19 protein-coding genes, 1 pseudogene and 1 riboswitch are annotated in these 18,967 nt (G+C 38.8%); of the genes and pseudogenes, 7 read left to right on the plus strand and 13 right to left on the minus strand.

The features are described from left to right. Nucleotides 1-11: 11 nt before the first annotated feature. Nucleotides 12-2,723: an aconitate hydratase AcnA gene (gene acnA / locus QFZ28_RS14245; protein WP_307195238.1), complete on the minus strand. Its 2,712-nt coding sequence runs from the start codon at nucleotides 2,721-2,723 to the stop codon at nucleotides 12-14. Between the two features lie 354 nt (nucleotides 2,724-3,077). Here acnA and sspO point away from each other — a divergent pair, with 354 nt between their 5' ends. Continuing rightward, a complete protein-coding gene (gene sspO, locus QFZ28_RS14250) occupies nucleotides 3,078-3,227 on the plus strand; it encodes a small acid-soluble spore protein O (RefSeq protein ID WP_034673441.1) in 150 nt (49 codons plus the stop codon). Nucleotides 3,228-3,276: 49 nt separating this feature from the next. Here the strand turns inward: sspO and QFZ28_RS14255 are convergent, their stop codons facing one another. Next, nucleotides 3,277-3,555 (minus strand): hypothetical protein, encoded by a 279-nt coding sequence (locus tag QFZ28_RS14255; protein WP_307195239.1) that lies wholly within the window; start codon nucleotides 3,553-3,555, stop codon nucleotides 3,277-3,279. 116 nt (nucleotides 3,556-3,671) lie between these two features. Here QFZ28_RS14255 and QFZ28_RS14260 point away from each other — a divergent pair, with 116 nt between their 5' ends. After that, nucleotides 3,672-3,812, plus strand: a complete 141-nt coding sequence (locus QFZ28_RS14260) for a small acid-soluble spore protein P (protein WP_307197034.1) — start codon at nucleotides 3,672-3,674, stop codon at nucleotides 3,810-3,812. Nucleotides 3,813-3,934: 122 nt separating this feature from the next. Here QFZ28_RS14260 and selA read toward each other — a convergent pair whose 3' ends face one another. Then, nucleotides 3,935-5,341, minus strand: coding sequence for an L-seryl-tRNA(Sec) selenium transferase (gene selA, locus QFZ28_RS14265; RefSeq protein ID WP_307195240.1), 1,407 nt, complete (start codon nucleotides 5,339-5,341; stop codon nucleotides 3,935-3,937). Between the two features lie 96 nt (nucleotides 5,342-5,437). Here selA and QFZ28_RS14270 point away from each other — a divergent pair, with 96 nt between their 5' ends. Beyond that, nucleotides 5,438-5,830 (plus strand): Hsp20/alpha crystallin family protein, encoded by a 393-nt coding sequence (locus tag QFZ28_RS14270; protein ID WP_307195241.1) that lies wholly within the window; start codon nucleotides 5,438-5,440, stop codon nucleotides 5,828-5,830. A gap of 99 nt (nucleotides 5,831-5,929) precedes the next feature. On the opposite strand, the pseudogene QFZ28_RS14275 reads toward QFZ28_RS14270, so the two are convergent. Continuing rightward, nucleotides 5,930-6,115 (minus strand): annotated as a pseudogene (locus tag QFZ28_RS14275) (Rdx family protein); the annotation flags it as partial. Nucleotides 6,116-6,322: 207 nt separating this feature from the next. On the opposite strand from QFZ28_RS14275, the gene selD reads away from it, so the two are divergent. After that, on the plus strand, nucleotides 6,323-7,375 hold the full coding sequence (gene selD, locus QFZ28_RS14280; protein WP_307195242.1) for a selenide, water dikinase SelD: 1,053 nt from the start codon (nucleotides 6,323-6,325) through the stop codon (nucleotides 7,373-7,375). Between the two features lie 81 nt (nucleotides 7,376-7,456). Here selD and QFZ28_RS14285 read toward each other — a convergent pair whose 3' ends face one another. Further along, a complete protein-coding gene (locus tag QFZ28_RS14285) occupies nucleotides 7,457-8,431 on the minus strand; it encodes an L-threonine 3-dehydrogenase (RefSeq protein WP_307195243.1) in 975 nt (324 codons plus the stop codon). A 50-nt stretch (nucleotides 8,432-8,481) separates the two neighbouring features. Next, complete coding sequence (locus QFZ28_RS14290; RefSeq protein ID WP_307195244.1) at nucleotides 8,482-9,672, minus strand: glycine C-acetyltransferase; 1,191 nt, start codon at nucleotides 9,670-9,672, stop codon at nucleotides 8,482-8,484. Between the two features lie 266 nt (nucleotides 9,673-9,938). On the opposite strand from QFZ28_RS14290, the gene QFZ28_RS14295 reads away from it, so the two are divergent. Next, complete coding sequence (locus QFZ28_RS14295) at nucleotides 9,939-10,229, plus strand: hypothetical protein (protein ID WP_307195245.1); 291 nt, start codon at nucleotides 9,939-9,941, stop codon at nucleotides 10,227-10,229. Between the two features lie 43 nt (nucleotides 10,230-10,272). On the opposite strand, the gene QFZ28_RS14300 is transcribed toward QFZ28_RS14295, so the two are convergent. Next, complete coding sequence (locus QFZ28_RS14300; protein ID WP_307195246.1) at nucleotides 10,273-11,271, minus strand: NAD(P)H-dependent flavin oxidoreductase; 999 nt, start codon at nucleotides 11,269-11,271, stop codon at nucleotides 10,273-10,275. A gap of 210 nt (nucleotides 11,272-11,481) precedes the next feature. Beyond that, a riboswitch (purine riboswitch) is annotated at nucleotides 11,482-11,583 on the plus strand. 109 nt (nucleotides 11,584-11,692) lie between these two features. On the opposite strand from QFZ28_RS14300, the gene QFZ28_RS14305 reads away from it, so the two are divergent. Together QFZ28_RS14305 and QFZ28_RS14310 are read left to right on the plus strand one after the other, a co-directional pair. Continuing rightward, nucleotides 11,693-12,286, plus strand: coding sequence for a xanthine phosphoribosyltransferase (locus QFZ28_RS14305; protein WP_307195247.1), 594 nt, complete (start codon nucleotides 11,693-11,695; stop codon nucleotides 12,284-12,286). Continuing rightward, a complete protein-coding gene (locus tag QFZ28_RS14310; protein ID WP_307195248.1) occupies nucleotides 12,286-13,596 on the plus strand; it encodes a nucleobase:cation symporter-2 family protein in 1,311 nt (436 codons plus the stop codon). The genes QFZ28_RS14305 and QFZ28_RS14310 overlap by 1 nt, the downstream gene beginning before the upstream one ends. Before the next feature lie 40 nt (nucleotides 13,597-13,636). Here the strand turns inward: QFZ28_RS14310 and QFZ28_RS14315 are convergent, their stop codons facing one another. From QFZ28_RS14315 to QFZ28_RS14340, 6 genes are all read right to left on the minus strand, one after another. Continuing rightward, entirely contained in the window at nucleotides 13,637-14,758 is a 1,122-nt protein-coding gene (locus QFZ28_RS14315) for a Ger(x)C family spore germination protein (protein WP_307195249.1), read from the minus strand. Nucleotides 14,759-14,760: 2 nt separating this feature from the next. Next, nucleotides 14,761-15,867 (minus strand): GerAB/ArcD/ProY family transporter, encoded by a 1,107-nt coding sequence (locus QFZ28_RS14320; RefSeq protein WP_307195250.1) that lies wholly within the window; start codon nucleotides 15,865-15,867, stop codon nucleotides 14,761-14,763. Between the two features lie 21 nt (nucleotides 15,868-15,888). Continuing rightward, on the minus strand, nucleotides 15,889-17,400 hold the full coding sequence (locus tag QFZ28_RS14325; RefSeq protein WP_373428072.1) for a spore germination protein: 1,512 nt from the start codon (nucleotides 17,398-17,400) through the stop codon (nucleotides 15,889-15,891). 102 nt (nucleotides 17,401-17,502) lie between these two features. Then, nucleotides 17,503-17,694, minus strand: a complete 192-nt coding sequence (locus QFZ28_RS14330; RefSeq protein WP_307195252.1) for a spore germination protein — start codon at nucleotides 17,692-17,694, stop codon at nucleotides 17,503-17,505. A 111-nt stretch (nucleotides 17,695-17,805) separates the two neighbouring features. After that, nucleotides 17,806-17,946: a hypothetical protein gene (locus QFZ28_RS14335; protein WP_307195253.1), complete on the minus strand. Its 141-nt coding sequence runs from the start codon at nucleotides 17,944-17,946 to the stop codon at nucleotides 17,806-17,808. Nucleotides 17,947-18,009: 63 nt separating this feature from the next. Further along, a complete protein-coding gene (locus QFZ28_RS14340) occupies nucleotides 18,010-18,528 on the minus strand; it encodes a methylated-DNA--[protein]-cysteine S-methyltransferase (protein WP_373428073.1) in 519 nt (172 codons plus the stop codon). Nucleotides 18,529-18,967 lie beyond the last annotated feature (439 nt).

The raw sequence follows: 18,967 nt of genomic DNA on the forward strand, positions 1-18,967 counted from the left end.
TGGTTTGAATATTATGCTTCTTGTAATTTTTCGCGAAGTACCATTGGAAGGATACCGCCATGACGGTAGTAATCAATTTCAACTTCAGAATCGAAGCGAACAAGTACTTCAAATTCCTTCTTGTTTCCAGCTTCATCAGTAGCTGTAACTTTTAGAAGATCACGTGGTCTAACGTTTTCATCCACTTGTACATCGATCGTTTCTTTACCAGTTAAACCAAGTGTTTCAGCGCTTTCACCATCTTTAAATTGTAGTGGAAGTACGCCCATTAACACAAGGTTTGAACGGTGAATACGCTCAAAGCTTTCAGCAATAACGGTCTTAATACCTAAAAGGTTTGTACCTTTAGCAGCCCAGTCACGTGAAGAACCCATGCCGTAGTCTTTTCCAGCAAGAACAACAAGTCCTGTGCCGTTTTCTTTGTACTTCATGCAAGCATCGTAAATCGATGTAACTTCACCAGTCGGCCAGTAAGTTGTTACTCCGCCTTCTGTGCCTGGAGCGATTTGGTTACGGATACGAATGTTGGCAAATGTTCCACGCATCATAACTTCGTGGTTACCACGGCGTGAACCGTAAGAGTTGAAGTCACGAGGCTGAACACCTTTTTCTAATAAATACTTACCAGCTGGTGTATTTTTGCCAATAGCACCTGCAGGAGAGATATGGTCAGTTGTTACAGAATCCCCAAACTTACCTACTACACGAAGTCCAGTTAATGGTTCAACGGTACCTGGTTCAGGTGATAAGCCTTCAAAGAATGGCGGGTTTGCAATATAAGTGGAATCTTCATCCCAAGTATATAATGGCTCGTTGCTAGTTTTGATTTCGTTCCAACGCTCGTTGTCACCGAACACATTCGCATATTCTCTGCGGAATAGTTCAGGAGTTACAGTGCGTTTCACTACATCATTTACTTCAGCAGTTGATGGCCAAATATCCTTGAAGAATACATCATTTCCATCTTTATCTTTACCAACTGCTTCATTAGCGAAATCAATGTTCACAGTACCTGCTAGTGCATAAGCAACAACAAGCGGCGGTGAAGCCAGGTAGTTACCTTTTACAAGCGGGTGAATACGTCCTTCAAAGTTACGGTTACCTGAAAGTACAGATGTAACTAAAAGATCGTTTTCTGCGATTGTTTTTTCAATTTCTTCTTTTAATGGACCGGAGTTACCGATACATGTAGTACAGCCGTAACCTACTAGGTTGAAGCCAATTTGCTCTAAGTAAGGAAGTAATCCAGAATCACGAAGATATCCAGTTACTACTTTAGATCCTGGCGCTAAAGAAGTTTTAACAAACTTAGGAACTTCCATTCCAAGTTCAACCGCTTTTTTCGCAACAAGACCCGCCCCAACTAGAACGTAAGGGTTAGATGTATTTGTACAGCTAGTGATAGAAGCGATTGCTACTGCACCAGTCTTAATCGTTGTTTCGTCTCCATTTTGGAAATTAACGACAGCAGACTTTTCAAGCTCATCCGCTTGTAAGCCGAAGCCTTGGTTTCCTTGTGGCGCAGAAACTGCTTTTACGAATTCTTCTTTCATTTTTGAAAGTGGAATTAAATCTTGTGGACGCTTCGGACCAGAAAGATTTGGTTCGATTCCAGAAAGATCGATTTCAATAACATCAGTGTATACTGGCTCAAATGATGGATCGAAGAAAAGACTATTTGCTTTGCAGTACTCTTCTACTACTTGGATATGGCTTTCTTCACGGCCAGTTAAGCGCATATACTCTAATGACTCACTATCAATTGGGAAGAAGCCACAAGTTGCACCATATTCTGGAGCCATGTTAGCGATCGTTGCACGGTCTGCTAATGGAAGTACAGATACCCCAGGACCGAAGAACTCAACAAACTTACCAACCACACCGTGGCTGCGAAGCACTTGAGTTACTTTTAATGCTAAGTCAGTTGCAGTTGCACCGTTTGGAAGCTCGCCAGTTAATCTAACACCGACTACTTCTGGAACTGGGAAGTATGAAGGCTGTCCAAGCATTCCTGCTTCTGCCTCAATACCACCAACGCCCCATCCTAATACACCAATACCATTGATCATAGTAGTGTGGGAGTCAGTACCAACTAATGTATCTGGATATGCTTCTAATTCACCGTCAGCTGTTTCAGCTACGTGTACCACATCTGCTAAGTACTCAAGGTTAACTTGGTGTACGATACCAGTTGCTGGAGGAACTGCACGATAGTTATTGAATGATTTTTGAGCCCAGCTTAGGAACTGGTAACGCTCAGCATTACGTTCAAATTCATAATCCATGTTAACTCGTAGAGAGTCAGCAGAACCGTATGCGTCTACCTGTACAGAGTGGTCGATAACTAGATCAACTGTTTTCTCTGGGTTAATCTTATCTGGATCTCCTCCAAGGTCAGCCATTGCTTTTCTTAATGAAGCAAGGTCAACTACTGCTGGAACACCAGTGAAGTCTTGTAGAATAACACGTGACGGTTTGAATGGAACATCTACTTCTTTAAGTTCATTTGTTCCCCATTTTGCTAAGTTTTCAACGTGCTCCTTTGCGATGACACGGCCATCGTATTGACGAAGCACAGATTCAAGTAATACTTTTACGGAATATGGCAATTTCGTAACGTTGCCAAGACCAGCCTCTTCAAGTGCACTTAAGCGGTAATAGTGATAACGTTTACCGTTTACTTCGAAGGAAGTACGTGCGTTAAATACATCATTTTTCACCATAGTGAAACCCCCTCATTCGTCATCATTAAATAAAATTAACGAAAAGTCGAAAAGTTTGAATATTCCTATCCATCCCTACTTTTCTCACAATTCTAATCTTAATACAACCTTGTACATAAGTAAATAACAAGAAAGTTATTGCGATTGATAAGTTTTTCTTATGTTTTTTATGTATATTGTTCAAAATATTTAGAAAAATCTTATAATACCGTATAACTGAATAGTCTTAAAGATTAGAATTGTGTCATATTTATTATCTCAAAAAACTTTTTTGTTGTCATTTATTTTTACTTAAAAGGAAATATTATCTTTATTGGTGAGAATTCTAGAGAATTCTCTTAGGAGGTGAATGGCATGCAACGAAAAAAGTCAAATCATGTAATTCCAGGCGCAAATGCAGCAAAAGGTCAAGGAATGGGTGCTGGATATAATGAAGAAATGTCTAACGAACCATTAACCATTAAAGAAAAAATGAACAATAAAAAACGTAAAAAGAACCAATAAATGAGCCAGAAAAAAGCAGGAGTGTAATCCCCTGCTTTTTAAAAATGTTCTATTCTGTAAGATTTACTTCTTCCACGATACTCTGTAAATCTTGTTGAAAACGCTCGAGCTGCTCTCTTTGATGCTCAGAAGCCACTTCCAATGCATTTTCAATTTGCTGATATGCTTCATTTACTTCTTCTTTTAAATGCTTTAATTGGTGACCATAACTGGCACTGTCACTAACGATTGTTTTAAAAAGTCCTTGTGCTTCTTCATAGCCCTGCTGCGCAGCCTGAAAAGCTTGCTGCTTGTCCTTATTATATGGAAATCGATCAATCTCAGGCATTGACTGTTTCACTCCCCTCAGTTTATATAACGTTAAATTGCACAGTGGATTCACAAATTATTCAGCATAAAAAGTCTTCAGCATTGCATCCTAACAATATAGGAGGAGGGATGAAAATGGTGAACAAAAATGACGGCAAAGATATGCGTAGAAATCAGCCAAAGATATCTGGCCAGCCCGAACCTTTAAGCGGATCGAAAAAAGTAAAAAACCGTAACCATACACGCCAAAAAGGTAAATCACATCACGATATGTAGAAAAGCGGAAGGCGCCTGCTTATCGGCGACAGTAGCTGGACAATTTTCATAGTTGAAAAAATATTATTGATGGGACCTTTGAAATAGTGCTAACCCCCTCTAGACCAATGAGGGGGTTACTTTTATAATTGAAGTAAGGCTTGAAGTAAAAGTTGTTCTTCTTCCTCCGTTACGGTTCTTAAATCAATAATAAATTCATCTTTTTGAATCCGTCCAACAATTGCTGGTTTGAATTCTGTCCGTAACTTTCTTCCAACCTGTTCTGCTGTTAGATTATGATGTTTTAAAGAAATGACCAGAGTTGGAAGCTGTACATCCGGCATCGTTCCCCCGCCTACTTGGCTTGTGCCAGGAAAAATTTTCGCCTGAAAATGTTCTGTTCCTTGTAACAAGTTTGTAACAAACCTCTTCGTTCTTTCGTCTAATATATCAATAGAAACTAATAAATCACGGATGGTGGGGATGTTATGTACTCCATGCTCTCCGCGTGCATAATCAATTAGCGTCCCTTCTAACGCGGCTAAAGTCATTTTATCTACGCGAACCACGCGTGCTAATTGGTGTTTTTTTAGACGATCGATTATCTTCTTCTTTCCAGCTATGATTCCTGCCTGAGGTCCACCGAGGAGCTTATCCCCACTAAAAGTAACAAGATCTGCACCCATTTCAATGACCTCTCTAACAACGGGTTCATCTCCAATTCCATGCTTTCTAAAGTCAAATAGGGCACCACTGCCTAAATCTTCGAAAAAAATTACATCGTCAGAAGCTTGAGTCAGTCTAATAAGGTCTTGTGTATCGACTGATTTGGTAAAACCGATGACCTTGAAATTACTTGTATGTACTTTCATGACAATAGCCGTTTCAGAATTAAGGGCTTTTTCATAATCATATAAATGAGTTTTATTTGTAGTTCCGACTTCGACTAATATCGCTCCACTCTCTTCCATAATGGAGGAGATACGAAATGAGCCGCCAATTTCTACTAACTGTCCTCGTGAAACAATGACTTCTTTATTTTCTGCAAGCGCTCTTAAAACAAGATAAACCGCGGCCGCATTATTATTGACGACCATTGCTGCCTCTGCACCTGTAATTTCCTTAAGAAGAGCTTCTACATGGCTATGCCTGGAACCGCGCTCGCCTTCATTTAGCTTGTATTCAAGGTTAGAGTAATTTTGGGCTGTTTCCACCACATGGTGGATGGCATTGTCACTTAGCCTTGCTCTTCCGAGATTCGTATGAAGGATGGTTCCTGTGGCATTAATTACTTTTTTAAGGGTATAAGAATATTGTTTCTTAATATTTCTTCCTAAAAGTAGAAAAACATCATCTATAAACTGATTTGTGCCTGGGGTGGCGCCATTCCAGTCTTCATTTATTAATAATAATCTGATTTGATCGAGTACTTCCTTTAGATGCTTTGTTAATTGGGCAACATCCAAATGATTGTCCCTTAGGAGGGATTCAAACTGCTCTTGGTTTTGCAGTTCATGTACCGCCGGGATTGAGCGTAACCATTCTTTCACTAAAAAAACTCCTTTACTTTACCTGCTTTAGTCCTGTTTTTCCATTTCACCCTTTCATTCTGAATGAATAAAATAAACCATGCAAGGGGGATTGTTATGAAATCCAAAAAAAATATACAGCCTATCGATTTTGACCTTGTGGAAAAGTGGTTGGAAAACTACTGCCTAGACCCTCTAACTACACAAGATGACCTGACTCAATTTCGAATCGATTTATATGAGACAGACAAAGAATGGATTGTTGAGGCATTACTTAACGAGTATAACAGCTCGGAAATCAAAGTTTTTATAGAGGATCATCAACTCGTTATCACTGCTGTTAAGTCTTCCACTCCCTCTAATCAACAAAAGAGAGTACGTACAATCGCGTTCCCCTTTGAGGTTATTAATCAAAAAGTAAGTGCACATTATATTAATGGGATATTAGAGGTTCATATTTCAAAAAATGAAAAAGGACCTGGGAAAAACTGCTATATTACTCTGCCCTAAGGTATCTTACGGCATTATTTTTTCGGGGTACTAGTTAACATAATACTGTTATTACAATCAATAAACCCTCATATCAAATGGTTGATATGAGGGTAACGTTTATTTTTGTGAGATTTTATTTATGATATCCTCGGTGTCAGGAAACACTCCAGTATCTAACTTAGAATAGATTTTTTCCCCGTTGACAGTTACTTCAAAAGCTCCGCCTGAAACAGGAATTAATTCCATTTTTCCAATGTTACGATTAAAGTGTGTAAAAAGTTCTTCCGCGAGACCCGCGGCTTTTGGTGCGTAGTTTCATTGCATGCAAAATTCAACAATAACATGATAGTTGTTCATCTTTTTACTCCTCCATTGCTTAATTCTAATTTCCTACATCACTATAGTAAAAACATTTTATCGCATGGTTATTTACACTGCAAATCTTTTGCTTGTACATAGTGTGTGCAGTTTTTTTTGGAAACAGTTATACTAATAAATGGAGGTGGAACGATGAGTGAGCAAGAGAAAATACGCCTAACCTCTTTATCAACTAAAGCGGGCTGAGGCTGTAAAATTGGTCCTGAGGACCTGGCGCAAGTTTTGCGTCATTTACCGAAGCAAGAACCTGTTCCAGAATTACTAGTGGGACATGAAACATCTGATGATGCAGGTGTGTATCAGTTAACGGACTCGATTGCCCTTATTCAGACGGTCGATTACTTTACTCCTATTGTGGATGACCCATATATGTTTGGACAGATTACTGCTGCCAACGCATTAAGCGATGTTTATGCAATGGGTGGAGAACCAAAAACAGTCTTAAATATTGTCGGTTATCCAATTAAAAAGCTTGGTGCAGAAATGCTTTCCGATATACTTCGCGGTGCAGCGGATAAAGTAAAAGAAGCTGGCGCCTTAACCGTTGGAGGCCATTCAATTGATGACCAAGAGCCCAAATTCGGTCTTTCTGTAACGGGCATTGTTCATCCTGATAAGGTTTGGAAGAACGTTGGAGCTAAGCCAGGTGATGTTTTAGTTTTAACGAAGCCGATTGGAGTAGGAATCATCACTACCGGGATTAAACGTAGTGTCGTTACGGCGGAACAAGAACAAATCGTTACCGAAACTATGGCTGAGTTGAATAAAACCGCTGCTCTATTATTGATGAACTATCACCCACACGCTGTCACAGATGTAACAGGGTTTGGATTGTTAGGACATAGCAGTGAGATGGCACGCGGAAGTGGTGTGAGTTTTGAAATCTCCTACTCTAAGGTTCCGATTCTTAAAGGTGCATTAGAGTTAGCCAGGGATGGAGTTGTTCCTGGGGGTTCAAAATCCAACCATAAATGGTTAATAAATGATGTTGTATACGAAGATCTTTTATCAGAGGAACAGTTGGTCCTTTGTGATGCGATAACTTCTGGAGGACTTCTTGTTTCGATGAGTGAAGAGGAAGCTATCCAATATGTGGACAACCTCCATTCAGCCGGTAAACACCATGCTGCGATAGTCGGTAGGGTTACCGAGAAGAAAGAGAAATTAATTTATGCAAAAAGATAACAGCGCGGCATTAGCTACGCTGTTTTTTTTGCGTGTTAAAAGATGGTGCGGTTACAAAACCGTACGCCTTGCTAAAAATGATTAGATTCCGCTCGCTTTGGTTTTGTTCAAAGTCAATTTATTCGTTAACTTATTTATCATATCTTCTGTCATTCTCGCTAGATCATATTCGAATTTAAAACCCCACTCTTCTTCTGCTGCAATCGCATCTATCGAATTTGGCCAGCTGTCGGCAATTCTTTGGCGGACAGGATCTACATTATAAGTGAGTTTAAATCCTGGGATATGTTTCTTAATCTCTTTTCCAATTTCTTCTGGATCAAAGCTCATTGCCGTAACATTGAATGAGTTACGATGTTTAAGTTTGCATGGGTCTGCCTCCATCAAATCGATAATTGCATTTAGTGCGTCTGGCATATACATCATATCCATATACGTACCTTTATCAATATAGGAAGTATATCTTCCGTTTTTGATGGCCTCGTAATAGATTTCCACAGCATAATCTGTGGTTCCGCCGCCAGGCAATGCTACGTATGAAATTAAGCCAGGGAATCGAAGTCCCCTCGTGTCGACGCCAAATTTGTGATAATAGTAATCACCCAAAAGCTCGCCAGCTACTTTATTTACACCATACATTGTTGTGGGGCGCATAATCGTATCCTGTGGTGTGCTGTCTTTTGGTGTAGAAGGTCCAAACGCACCAATCGAACTTGGAGTGAAGAATTGTGCCTTAAGCTCTCTCGCTGTTTCTAAAGCATTCATCAGACCGCCCATATTTAAATTCCAAGCTAAGACTGGATTTGCCTCTGCTGTGGCCGACAATAGTGCAGCTAAGTGCATAATGGTATCAACCTTATATTTTTTCGCAATTTCGCCCATTTTATTTAAATCTGTTACATCTAAGACTTCAAATGGACCGCTCTGTGCAGCTTCACTGTCATTCTTTCTTATATCAGTAGCAATTACATTATCCCACCCATACGTTTCCCGTAATTTCATGGTGAGCTCAGAACCGATTTGTCCTAGTGCACCCGTAATTAATATCCGTTTCATTCTTCTCCGTCCTCCTAGCATATGTCAAGAAATCACGCCCATCGATGGGTTTAAATAATACCCATTTCTTTCCCGACTTTTTCATAGATAGCAATTGCTTGATCAAGCATTTCTTTTGTATGTGCAGCCGTTGGCATATTGCGAACGCGTCCTGTGCCTTTAGGAACGGTTGGGAATACAATCGCTTTTGCATATACTCCCTCTTCATTTAAACGTTTGCTAAATTGCTGCGTAAGAGATTCGTCACCAATTATACAAGGAGTAATGGGTGTTTCGCTGTTTCCGATATTAAAGCCAAGTTCCTTTAAGCCTTTTTTGAGGTAATCACCATTTTCCCAAAGCTTTTTGTTAAGCTCGGTACTTTCCATTAAGATTTCAATGGATCTCTTACTTGCTGCTACATCTGCTGGTGTTAATGATGTCGAGAATAGGAACGGACGGCTTCTTACCTTTAGCCAATCAATTAAATTCCTCTTCCCTGCTACATAGCCGCCTACTACACCAATCGCCTTTGAGAGGGTCCCGATTTGGAAATCAATTTTATCAGACAAGCCGAAATGCTTAACGGTACCAGCACCATCACCAAGGACACCTGAACCATGTGCATCGTCTACATATGTAATCAGGTCGAATTCTTCGGCAATTTCTACGATTTCTGGTAATAATGCAATGTCCCCATCCATGGAGAATACACCATCGGTAATAACCATGATTTTATTGTATTGACCAGATTCCTTCGCTTCCTTGGCCTTTGCACGTAAATCTTCCATATCAGAATGATTGACGCGGATAATCTTTGCTTTGGATAAACGGCAGCCATCAATGATGGACGCATGATTTAATTCATCGGATAATATCGCGTCGTTTTTATCCATGACAGCTGAAATCGCGGCCATGTTACAATTGAAGCCTGATTGATAAGCGATTGCTGCTTCTGTATGTTTGAATTCTGCTAATTTTTCTTCCAATTCAACGTGAAGCTTTAAAGTTCCGTTAATCGTGCGAACTGCTCCGGCACCTACACCATACTTCTCAATGGCCTCAGCTGCAGCTTGCTTCAACAGTTCATCCGTTGCTAACCCTAAATAGTTATTTGACGAAAGATTGACTAACTGTTTCCCATTTATTGTAATCATTGGACCATTGGGACTTTCTAATGGATCGATGACATTGTATAGACCTTTACCTTTTAAATCTTCAAGGTTTTCGTTTAAGAATTGCTCCAAGATAGTACTGGACACATTTATTCCCCCTTATTGTCGATAGTAGAAAAACATTTGTCCGTCTGAGGTGGACACTTAAATGTTCAATGAATACCCTTTTTTAAAGGGTTTCTTTAGTATACTTTATCATACTTTTTTATAAATGTTCACCCCAAAAAGACATTTGTTATAAAAAATTTTAACATTTTTAGGTTATCCATTTTGAAAACAGGTTATTTTTCAAATGAAGCAAAAAAGGTATAATGGAGAGCATACATTGTTTAAGAACAGGAAGGATGTAATACGTGGAATCAATATCATCACTACTATACACAGTTATTGTGGGCGGAATATTTGTCTTTATTTTTATCTACCTTTATGATTGGCTTTTTGGTGAAAAACAAAATAAACAAATTCGTAAGATTCATAAATACTATCGCAATGAAAACGTCCAAAAGGTGGAAATGCTCGAGCATCAGCCGAAAAAATTTACCTTATATCAAGTAAAAACAGCTAAGGAAACGAAACGAGTGAAAATAAAGCCTGGCTATAAGGTAATTAAAATGGTACCAAAGAAAAAAGAACCTTCCCATTGATACTTGGGAGAGGTTCTTTTTGATTGTTAGACAATCACATGCTTTATTTAACCGTTAACCGGCTTACTTTAGCAGCAGTTTGGTTCACTTTTCTAAGGGCTTCTTGATATTCTCCTTCTAGGCGATGAATGATTTCTGCAGCGGATTCAATTTTATCGATTGCACCGACACCATGCCCTGCGCTCCATATATCACGCCAAGCTTTTGCATCTGATTTACCAGCCATATCATCAAAATCAACTTTTTCCTTTTTCGCCAACTGTGCTGGATCCAATCCTGCCTTTTGGATACTAGGGATCAGCATATTTGCCCTGACGCCAGAAAAGGCATCGGTTAGGAAGATATCCTCCTGACTAGAATTAACCAGCATTTCACGATATTCATCATTTGCCATACTTTCTGTAGCCACAATAAACCTTGTACCCATGTAAGCTAGGTCAGCACCCGCTGCCTGTGCCGCTAATATTCCCTTTCCAGTCGATATGGCACCAGCAAGGACAATAATGCCGTCCCAAAAAGTACGGACCATATCGACGAACGCAAAGCTATTAATTTGTCCAGCGTGTCCGCCAGCACCACTGGCAACTAGAATTAGTCCGTCAACACCTGTTTCTGCGGCCTTACGGGCAAACTTTAGGTCGCTAACATCTGAGAATACTAATCCCCCATATTCATGGACAATATCTACCACGTGTTTCGGACTGCCTAAAGAAGTGATGACCAATTGTGGCTTGTGCTTTTTGATTAACGCCAATTCGTCCTGAAGACGGCTATAGGTGCTATGTACAACCATATTCATTGCCCAAGGAGCAATTTTTCGGTCTGGCTCTGCTGCCCTTGCTTGTTCTAATTCCTCGTTTAACTGACCCATCCATTGGTCAAGTATTTCAATCGGTCTTGCATTTGGAGCTGGAAATGACCCAATAACACCATTTAAACAGCAATTTTTCACTAGTTCCGGACCAGACACTAAAAACATCGGTGCAGAAATAACAGGCAGCCTTAGCTGGTTCCACCAATTTTCAGGGATTGTTTTTTGCATGATTGACTCTCCTTTGATTTGGAATTTTCTGAATTAATTTCCTATTTTAATAGTAACGGAAAATGAATGGTTATTCAATCATAGAGTGAGACTTTTAGAATAAAGAATACAGCGCTTTCCCAACACGAACAATGAACTCGTAAAAATATCTTTCGTTCGTCTTTTGGTAAAAAACAATTGCTTTCCTTTTTCACCATGTTTATAATGAGAATAAATTTATAAGGTTTCACTCATATAATCGCAGGAATATGGCCTGCAAGTTTCTACCGGATTGCCGATAACAATCTGACTATGAGTGGGTAATGCGAACGGCGTTATTTTACGTCTATACATTTGGTTATAAGCCCAAATGTCATTGCCTCACTCAAATTTGATGTGAGCAATGGCGTTTGGGCTTTTTATTTTTTTTAGGGGGATAAACATGAAATTACTAGAAGAAAAGATTCAAAAGGATGGCAGAGTCCTAAATGACAATGTATTAAAGGTTGATTCGTTTTTAAATCACCAAATTGATCCTCAATTAATGAATGAAATTGGAAAAGAATTTGCACAGCGATTTGCAGCTGAAGGAATTACGAAGATTGTTACGATTGAGTCTTCTGGGATTGCTCCTGCTGTGATGGCTGGATTATATATGAATGTTCCAGTTATTTTCGCACGAAAGAGAAAATCTATTACGTTAACAGATGACCTTTTGACAGCTAGTGTCCATTCTTTTACTAAAAATGAAAGTAATGAGCTTGCCATTGCAGGCAAGTATCTAAATGAAAACGATAAGGTTCTCATTATTGATGACTTTCTCGCTAACGGTGAAGCTGCTCTCGCTTTAGTCAAAATGGTCCAACAAGCGAATGCCTCCGTTGCTGGCATTGGTATTGTTATTGAAAAATCCTTCCAGCCTGGTGCTCAGAAATTAAAGGAGCAAGGATTACGGGTTGAGTCATTAGCTAGAATAGCCTCTCTATCAAATGGAGAAGTAACGTTTATAAATGAAAAAATGGAGGAATTGGTCTAATGAAACAACATCCGTTCAAAATCGCCTCTTTAGGTATTCAACATGTATTAGCCATGTATGCAGGAGCTGTCATCGTCCCTCTTATCGTCGGCGGTGCTTTGAACCTTACTGGAGAACAATTAACTTATTTAGTGTCCATTGATATTTTAATGTGTGGGATTGCGACAATATTACAAGTTTGGCAGAATCGCTTCTTCGGAATTGGTTTGCCGATTGTTCTAGGATGTACCTTTACTGCTGTGGGTCCAATGATTGCCATTGGCGGGGAATACGGTGTTTCAGCCATTTATGGTTCTATCCTCGTTTCAGGTGTAATTGTCGTCTTGATTGCCAGTTTCTTTAGTAAGTTAATTAAGTTTTTCCCGCCAGTTGTGACTGGTTCTGTTGTTACGATTATTGGTATTACCCTTATTCCGGTTGCCATGAATAATATTGCCGGTGGCCAAGGAAGTCCTGATTTTGGTAGTCTCTCAAATATTAGCTTAGCTTTTGGAACGTTATTATTTATCATCCTTCTTTATCGTTTTACAAAAGGATTTATTCGTTCAGTTGCTATTCTTCTAGGTCTAGCGGGTGGAACCATTGTAGCTGCATTAATGGGTAAGGTAAACTTTGCGGCAGTTAGTGAGGCTTCATGGTTCCATATGGTAAAGCCTTTTTACTTTGGTACCCCTACTTTTGAATGGACGCCGATTATTACGATGACCCTTGTTGCGATTGTTAGTTTAGTAGAATCTACAGGTGTCTATTTTGCCCTAAGTGATATCACTGGAAAAAAACTTAAGGAAAGCGATTTGGCTAAAGGTTATCGCGCAGAAGGTCTTGCGATTATTTTGGGTTCTTTATTCAATGCATTTCCGTATACAACTTACTCTCAAAACGTAGGATTAGTACAACTTTCAGGTGTCAAAACTAAAAATGTCATCTACACAATGGGTGCAATGTTAATCATCTTAGGATTCGTTCCTAAAATTGGAGCTCTAACAACCGTTATCCCTACCCCTGTTTTAGGTGGAGCGATGGTAGCCATGTTTGGAATGGTTATCGCATACGGAATTAAAATGTTAAGTAAAGTGGAATTTTCTTCACAAGAAAATCTCTTAATTATTGCTTGTTCTGTGGGAATGGGTCTGGGTGTTACCGCAGTTCCTGACCTTTTTGCACAGCTTCCTGAAAGTGTGAAAATCCTAACAAACAACGGGATTGTAGCCGGAAGTTTAACTGCTATTTTCTTAAATATCGTGTTTAATGTTGCTAGGCCATCAAAGCAAAGTCAAAAAACAAGTCCAAACAGCCAAAGTGCTGTGTAATAGTAATATGAAAAGCTGCCCTAGTTGATTGGCAGCTTTTTTACTCATTAAGCCCTGTTCTTTTCACACTAAAGTCTACATTTACATTGACTTTAGCCTCTTTAAACATTTTGTACCATCTTTTATCGGTAAGCTTAGAGTGCCGTACCGAGCTTCTATATATTTCGCCAAAGCCCAATGCATCTGACTGCTTTGATTGACAATAAGCGACCAGTTTTTCAATCTCTCTTTTCATGCTTTTTGTAATTTCCTTCTCGATCAACTTAATATTTTTCGGGTTACCCATATCAATCATACTTGTCACCTCAAGCAGCCTGCCAGTGACTTTAACATTTAAATCAAATTCCACTTTTTCTTTGTTTATAAGCTTAATAGTACTCCTGCCGCCGATTGAATCTAAAGAGGCAACTATTTTGTTCATTTTTGGGTTCCTTGGTTTTAATTTTGAACTTTTAATCTCAATATCCTTAATTCCGCCTCTATATTTGTCAATAATCAAATTCAGATAAAAGCTTTGGTTCGTATTTATTTTTCCAACTAATTTACTGCCTTTAAACAAAGCTACGCCTGCAAATCCAACCCCCTGCTTACCTTCTTTTTTTAAAATTGGCATAATAGGTTCTTTACCAACTGTGAAATGGTTATGTAACACTTCTTGCAGGGTAGCTGACGGCATAACTCTTCCTTTGGTGTTTTGATCAATGAGCTTATATAGATGATTGCCTATATCAGGAATATGTTCCGTTTTTAACGTTAACAAATCCCGCGCTGTCCCGTCAGCCATCGCCAAATATGTCATATCACTAATTGACGGGTCACTTGTTAACGTTTCTGCTATTCCAGTTCTTCCTTGTTTAAGCATTTCTTCACCGTATAGGATTACTCGAAGCTGGCCAGAAGCAAGCCTTTTAGAGGTCTTATTATTTGCATTATTCCGAATCCCCCTTACTGAAAGTGCTTCTGACTCTAAAATTACTATATCCTTGGCCGAAGCAGGATCAATTGTTAACTCAACGATCGTTCCTAAGATCGTGCCTTTTTTTGAAATATCATAACCATAAGTTGTAACAAGTCCAACCTCTTCAAGAATTTTAGGTTGTGCACAGCCGCACAGTAACAGAAATGAAAATGAACAAGACCAAAACCACCCATTTGTCCTCATTCCTATTTCTCCTTTAGGGAAGTCATTTTCTTCTTAATCAAAGCCAAAATATAAAGGATAAAGGGATAACAAATAGCAATATAAAAAGCAATGTTGTCTAAAATGTCGTTAACCTGATTTAGTTTCAAGCGTGTATTAATAAAAATACTGACAAAAAAAATAAAGAATGTAAAAACCCAAATGACCCTGTTTGTTTTTCTTCCAAATGAGCGCTTTACACCGCGTACTGCCGCCCACATATATAGCAATAGATTCGGGAGGATAATCAGCAGCCAAAAAGAAACGGCTACGTACTCAGTCCTTTCAATAAAAGGAAGTTTAACAATCTTAAATAAGGAAAGAGTTGGCCAATTGGTATTCTCTAATTGACCAGGACTAAAATAACTGATAGATAGCAGCATAAGGACTAAGTACAAGATATTAGAAGCCGCGATTCCTAGGTGGGCATATTTTTGTACCTGCTTTCTATCTTCCAAGAACGGATAAACGATATAGAGGATTTCAAAACCTATTAAGGTGATAGCCATTTTATAAGCTCCTTTTAGAATCGATGTAATATTCGATTCCATTACAGGGAGAAGATGATGAAAGTCAACAAATCGTAAAGGATAGCCAAAGAAAATCAACATCCAGACTGAAAGAATAATGCTAAAAAAACCAGCACCTGCTATTACCCGTATGCCGCCAGTCACCCCATAAACCACTAATAACAGGATGGAGATTGAAAACACCCATGAGGGAACAATTGGAAATACCCATGTTTGAATGACCTCAATATAGTTATTTAAAATGATTACAAACATACTTAAGCAATAAAAGATATAGATACTATTAACTACTTTTCCAATCCACTTTCCATACACTTCGATATGGATGCCATATATATCTGTAGGTCCATATAGTTGTAAGGTTTTAATTATAACAAATACCACAATATGAGTGATAACACCTGCCAGAACCACAGATATCCAGGAATCGTGCTTTGCCTCCGGGAAAATAATTCGTTGGAAACTATGTATCCCAATTCCAACTTGTATAGAATGGATAATAAAAAATAGTATAAAGGTACTTAAAATATATTGTGGCTTTGCTTGATATTGAACTTTCATTGACTCACCCGCTACCTACGCTCAATTATGTTTTTTTGCCTTTATTGGATCAAATTTGTATTCATCTTCTGCCCTTGTTAAATCAGGTCTTTTGTTTGTTAAGGATAATGGCAGTCGAATGATACTGTCCTTCCAATCCTCAAAGCGAGGGGGGAAAAATGGTGCCAGATAAGGACTTCCTAGGCTTGTTTGTCTTAATAGGTGCAGTAGTAAAAAGCAAAAGCCGAACATCATTCCATAAAATCCCCAGAATCCAGCCAAAATGATCAAAGGGAATCGAACGATACGGATTACATTTCCCATTGTATAACTTGGAGTTACGAACGAACCAAGAGCTCCTAAGGAAATGATGATAATCAGGATGTTACTCGTAAAACCTGCTTCTACAGCAGCTGTCCCTATTACGATACCGCCTACGATACCCATTGTTTGACCTACTTTTGTCGGCAGGCGGGCACCCGCTTCTCGTAATAATTCCATAATAAATTCTAATAATAGTGCTTCTATAATAGGAGGAAATGGTACCTTAGCCCGTGACTCACTAAGTGTAAACAACAAAGTTTGTGGGATGACTTCATAGTGAAAGGTTAAAGAAGCCACATACAAAGCAGTAAAGAAAACGGAAAGGAATAAGGCGGTGAATCTTAATAATCGCCAGAATGTGGCAATCTGCCAATTTACATTACTGTCCTCCATGCTTTGAAAAAATTCCATAAAGGATTGAGGGCAAACAATCGCCAGGGAGCTTCCATCCACAAAAATTGCCAGTTTTCCTTTAAGCAGCCAATCTGATACACGATCGGGTCGTTCCGTTAACGCCATTTGTGGGAAAATGGTTAATGAGTTCTCTGCAAGAAGTTGTTCTAACACCGAACTGTCAAGAATTCCGTCCATTTTTATCTCTTGAATCCTTTTTCTAAGGCTGCCAACCATTTGCTCAGAAACAATCCCGTTAAGATAGACAATGGACACTAATTTATTTGTTCGAGTCCCTATTTGTAAATTTTCAATACACAAAGATGTGTCCTTAATATAACTTCTAATAAGGGTGATATTGGTCATTATGCTTTCAGTAAACGCCATCTGTGGTCCAATGACCTGAGATTCATTTTGAGCATAGGATATGGAACGTCCAACGCTGGAAGGGATTTTGGCTAATAAAACAGCCGAATTCCCCTCTAGAAAAATGATGACATTTCCGTCTAGAGCAGCTTGGACTGCCTTTTCCATCTGAGTTGTTTTTTCAATCTCACCAATTGACAAATGCTCCATTATTTTTTGGATCGAATCAGATGATACTTCTTTTAGCGAATCAATAATATCTCTATGAAGCATGGTTTTGTCTATTAATGTACCTATGGAGAACAAAGTAATCCCTGAAACTCCTATTTCATTCTCCATAATGTCAGCGCTATTCTGCAGTCTTTTTTTAAACTCAGTGGACATTTTTTCCCTTGTCTTTGGAATAAAATCCTGGTTCTTAGGTTTTAAATGACCTCTTGGTGAAAACAGCTTTTTAAAGAACACTTTCATCACCTTCTGTCCACTAAAGATAGTTGCTTAAAGTATTATTTACCAACTAAACCTCTTTATACCAACCTCTCTTTTGTAGCAAAAAAAAAATCGCGGTGCTTTTTAGCACCGCTTAGGGAAACTCATGATTATTTCATTTTCAGGATCCATTTCGGATTCCGGGCTGGTGTTGTTCTCGCCGGAGCCGCCGATGGTTTTGGTAATAGAAATCGGTGAAATGTAAACAGCACCGCCAAAGTTAACAATCCCGCCTGAAACTGTTCCAATTGATACATTATTATGGTTTGTGACCAAAGTAACCCCTCCTTGGTGTTACTACTATGTTATGTACGGGTCGGGTCGGGGTTCATGAATAAAGACAGAGCCGCGTGAAATCGCTCTGTCTTCTTTGAATTCAATAGGTCCTTAAAAAAACGATTTAAACATTTCTTGGTGATCGTTGCATTCTTGACAGATATACTCGATTTCCAAAGGGTCTTCTCTCACCATATGTACCGTTTCTCTGCTGCAGTTTTCACAAAATCGAACTTCCTGGATTTCTTCCATGAAATTAGCACCTCGTTTTCTTAATTCATACGAGATAGTATGTCCAAGAATATCGTGCTTTTATCATCGATTAATATGGTTTGCTTGCTCGAGCTTTAAAAGCTGCTCCTTCATTTCTAATCCACCACGAAAGCCTGTAAGTTTACCGTTCTTCCCAATTACTCGGTGACACGGTACTGTTAACAGGACGGGATTTGCCCCAATGGCAGCGCCAACGGCACGGACTGCTGAGGGCCTTTCAATCGCATTGGCAATATCTGAATACGTCCATGTTTCTCCATATGGAATTTTACAAAGTGCATTCCACACATTTGTCTGAAACTGGGTTCCCTTTAATTCTTGGGGAATCGTAAATGTATTTCGTTTACCTTGAAAAAACTCTTTAAATTCAGCTGCGTATGGCTGCATAACCGTAACATCCTGCACTAATTGACTGCCAGGGTAATGTTTTTTTACCCAAAGCTCCATTTCCTCAAAAGGCTTATCCTGAGAGCCAACGTAACACAGTCCATTAGAAGTTGCAGCCATATACAGTTTCCAATTTTCATAAACCAACTGTGTCCAATATATTGTTTGTCTCATCATCAGCACCTCCATCATGCTTATCTACTCTTCTATTAGTATACCCATTTAGAGAAGTAGATTTAAGTGTTTCTCTCCAAGACATAAAAGAAATCCTGAAAAATGCTATAAGTATCAGCAACGAGTTTCTAAAAGACATCTTTTTTATGTTTAGTTTGCCATGAACCTGATTTTTACGAGGATTGGGTAACCAAGGTTTGGAATGTCGAAGAATGGTCACAAACGATAAATGAATAAAGAAACTTCGATCTCCCGCATAATTTGCGGGAGATTTCTTTAATATCAAGGGTTTGACGCATTCTAATTATCGATTCTCTATCGATAATTTAGATTATTATCCATTTATTTTATAGATAAAATGAATTTAATAGAATGATATTATTCTTTATAATCAAGAGGTCAAGAATTTAACTACTGTGTAAATCTACATAATTAATGA

It is taken from the genome of Neobacillus niacini, assembly GCF_030817695.1.
In the GTDB taxonomy this organism is placed as follows: domain Bacteria; phylum Bacillota; class Bacilli; order Bacillales; family Cytobacillaceae; genus Neobacillus; species Neobacillus niacini_F.

Bases quoted from the DNA above. Each gene is read 5' to 3' on its own strand.
- acnA (WP_307195238.1), bottom strand. From the start codon at position 2,723: ATGGTGAAAAATGATGTATTTAACGCACGTACTTCCTTCGAAGTAAAC.
- sspO (WP_034673441.1), top strand. From the start codon at position 3,078: ATGCAACGAAAAAAGTCAAATCATGTAATTCCAGGCGCAAATGCAGCA.
- QFZ28_RS14255 (WP_307195239.1), bottom strand. From the start codon at position 3,555: ATGCCTGAGATTGATCGATTTCCATATAATAAGGACAAGCAGCAAGCT.
- QFZ28_RS14260 (WP_307197034.1), top strand. From the start codon at position 3,672: ATGGTGAACAAAAATGACGGCAAAGATATGCGTAGAAATCAGCCAAAG.
- QFZ28_RS14270 (WP_307195241.1), top strand. From the start codon at position 5,438: ATGAAATCCAAAAAAAATATACAGCCTATCGATTTTGACCTTGTGGAA.
- QFZ28_RS14285 (WP_307195243.1), bottom strand. From the start codon at position 8,431: ATGAAACGGATATTAATTACGGGTGCACTAGGACAAATCGGTTCTGAG.
- QFZ28_RS14300 (WP_307195246.1), bottom strand. From the start codon at position 11,271: ATGCAAAAAACAATCCCTGAAAATTGGTGGAACCAGCTAAGGCTGCCT.
- QFZ28_RS14305 (WP_307195247.1), top strand. From the start codon at position 11,693: ATGAAATTACTAGAAGAAAAGATTCAAAAGGATGGCAGAGTCCTAAAT.
- QFZ28_RS14310 (WP_307195248.1), top strand. From the start codon at position 12,286: ATGAAACAACATCCGTTCAAAATCGCCTCTTTAGGTATTCAACATGTA.
- QFZ28_RS14315 (WP_307195249.1), bottom strand. From the start codon at position 14,758: ATGAGGACAAATGGGTGGTTTTGGTCTTGTTCATTTTCATTTCTGTTA.
- QFZ28_RS14320 (WP_307195250.1), bottom strand. From the start codon at position 15,867: ATGAAAGTTCAATATCAAGCAAAGCCACAATATATTTTAAGTACCTTT.
- QFZ28_RS14325 (WP_373428072.1), bottom strand. From the start codon at position 17,400: ATGAAAGTGTTCTTTAAAAAGCTGTTTTCACCAAGAGGTCATTTAAAA.
- QFZ28_RS14335 (WP_307195253.1), bottom strand. From the start codon at position 17,946: ATGGAAGAAATCCAGGAAGTTCGATTTTGTGAAAACTGCAGCAGAGAA.
- QFZ28_RS14340 (WP_373428073.1), bottom strand. From the start codon at position 18,528: ATGAGACAAACAATATATTGGACACAGTTGGTTTATGAAAATTGGAAA.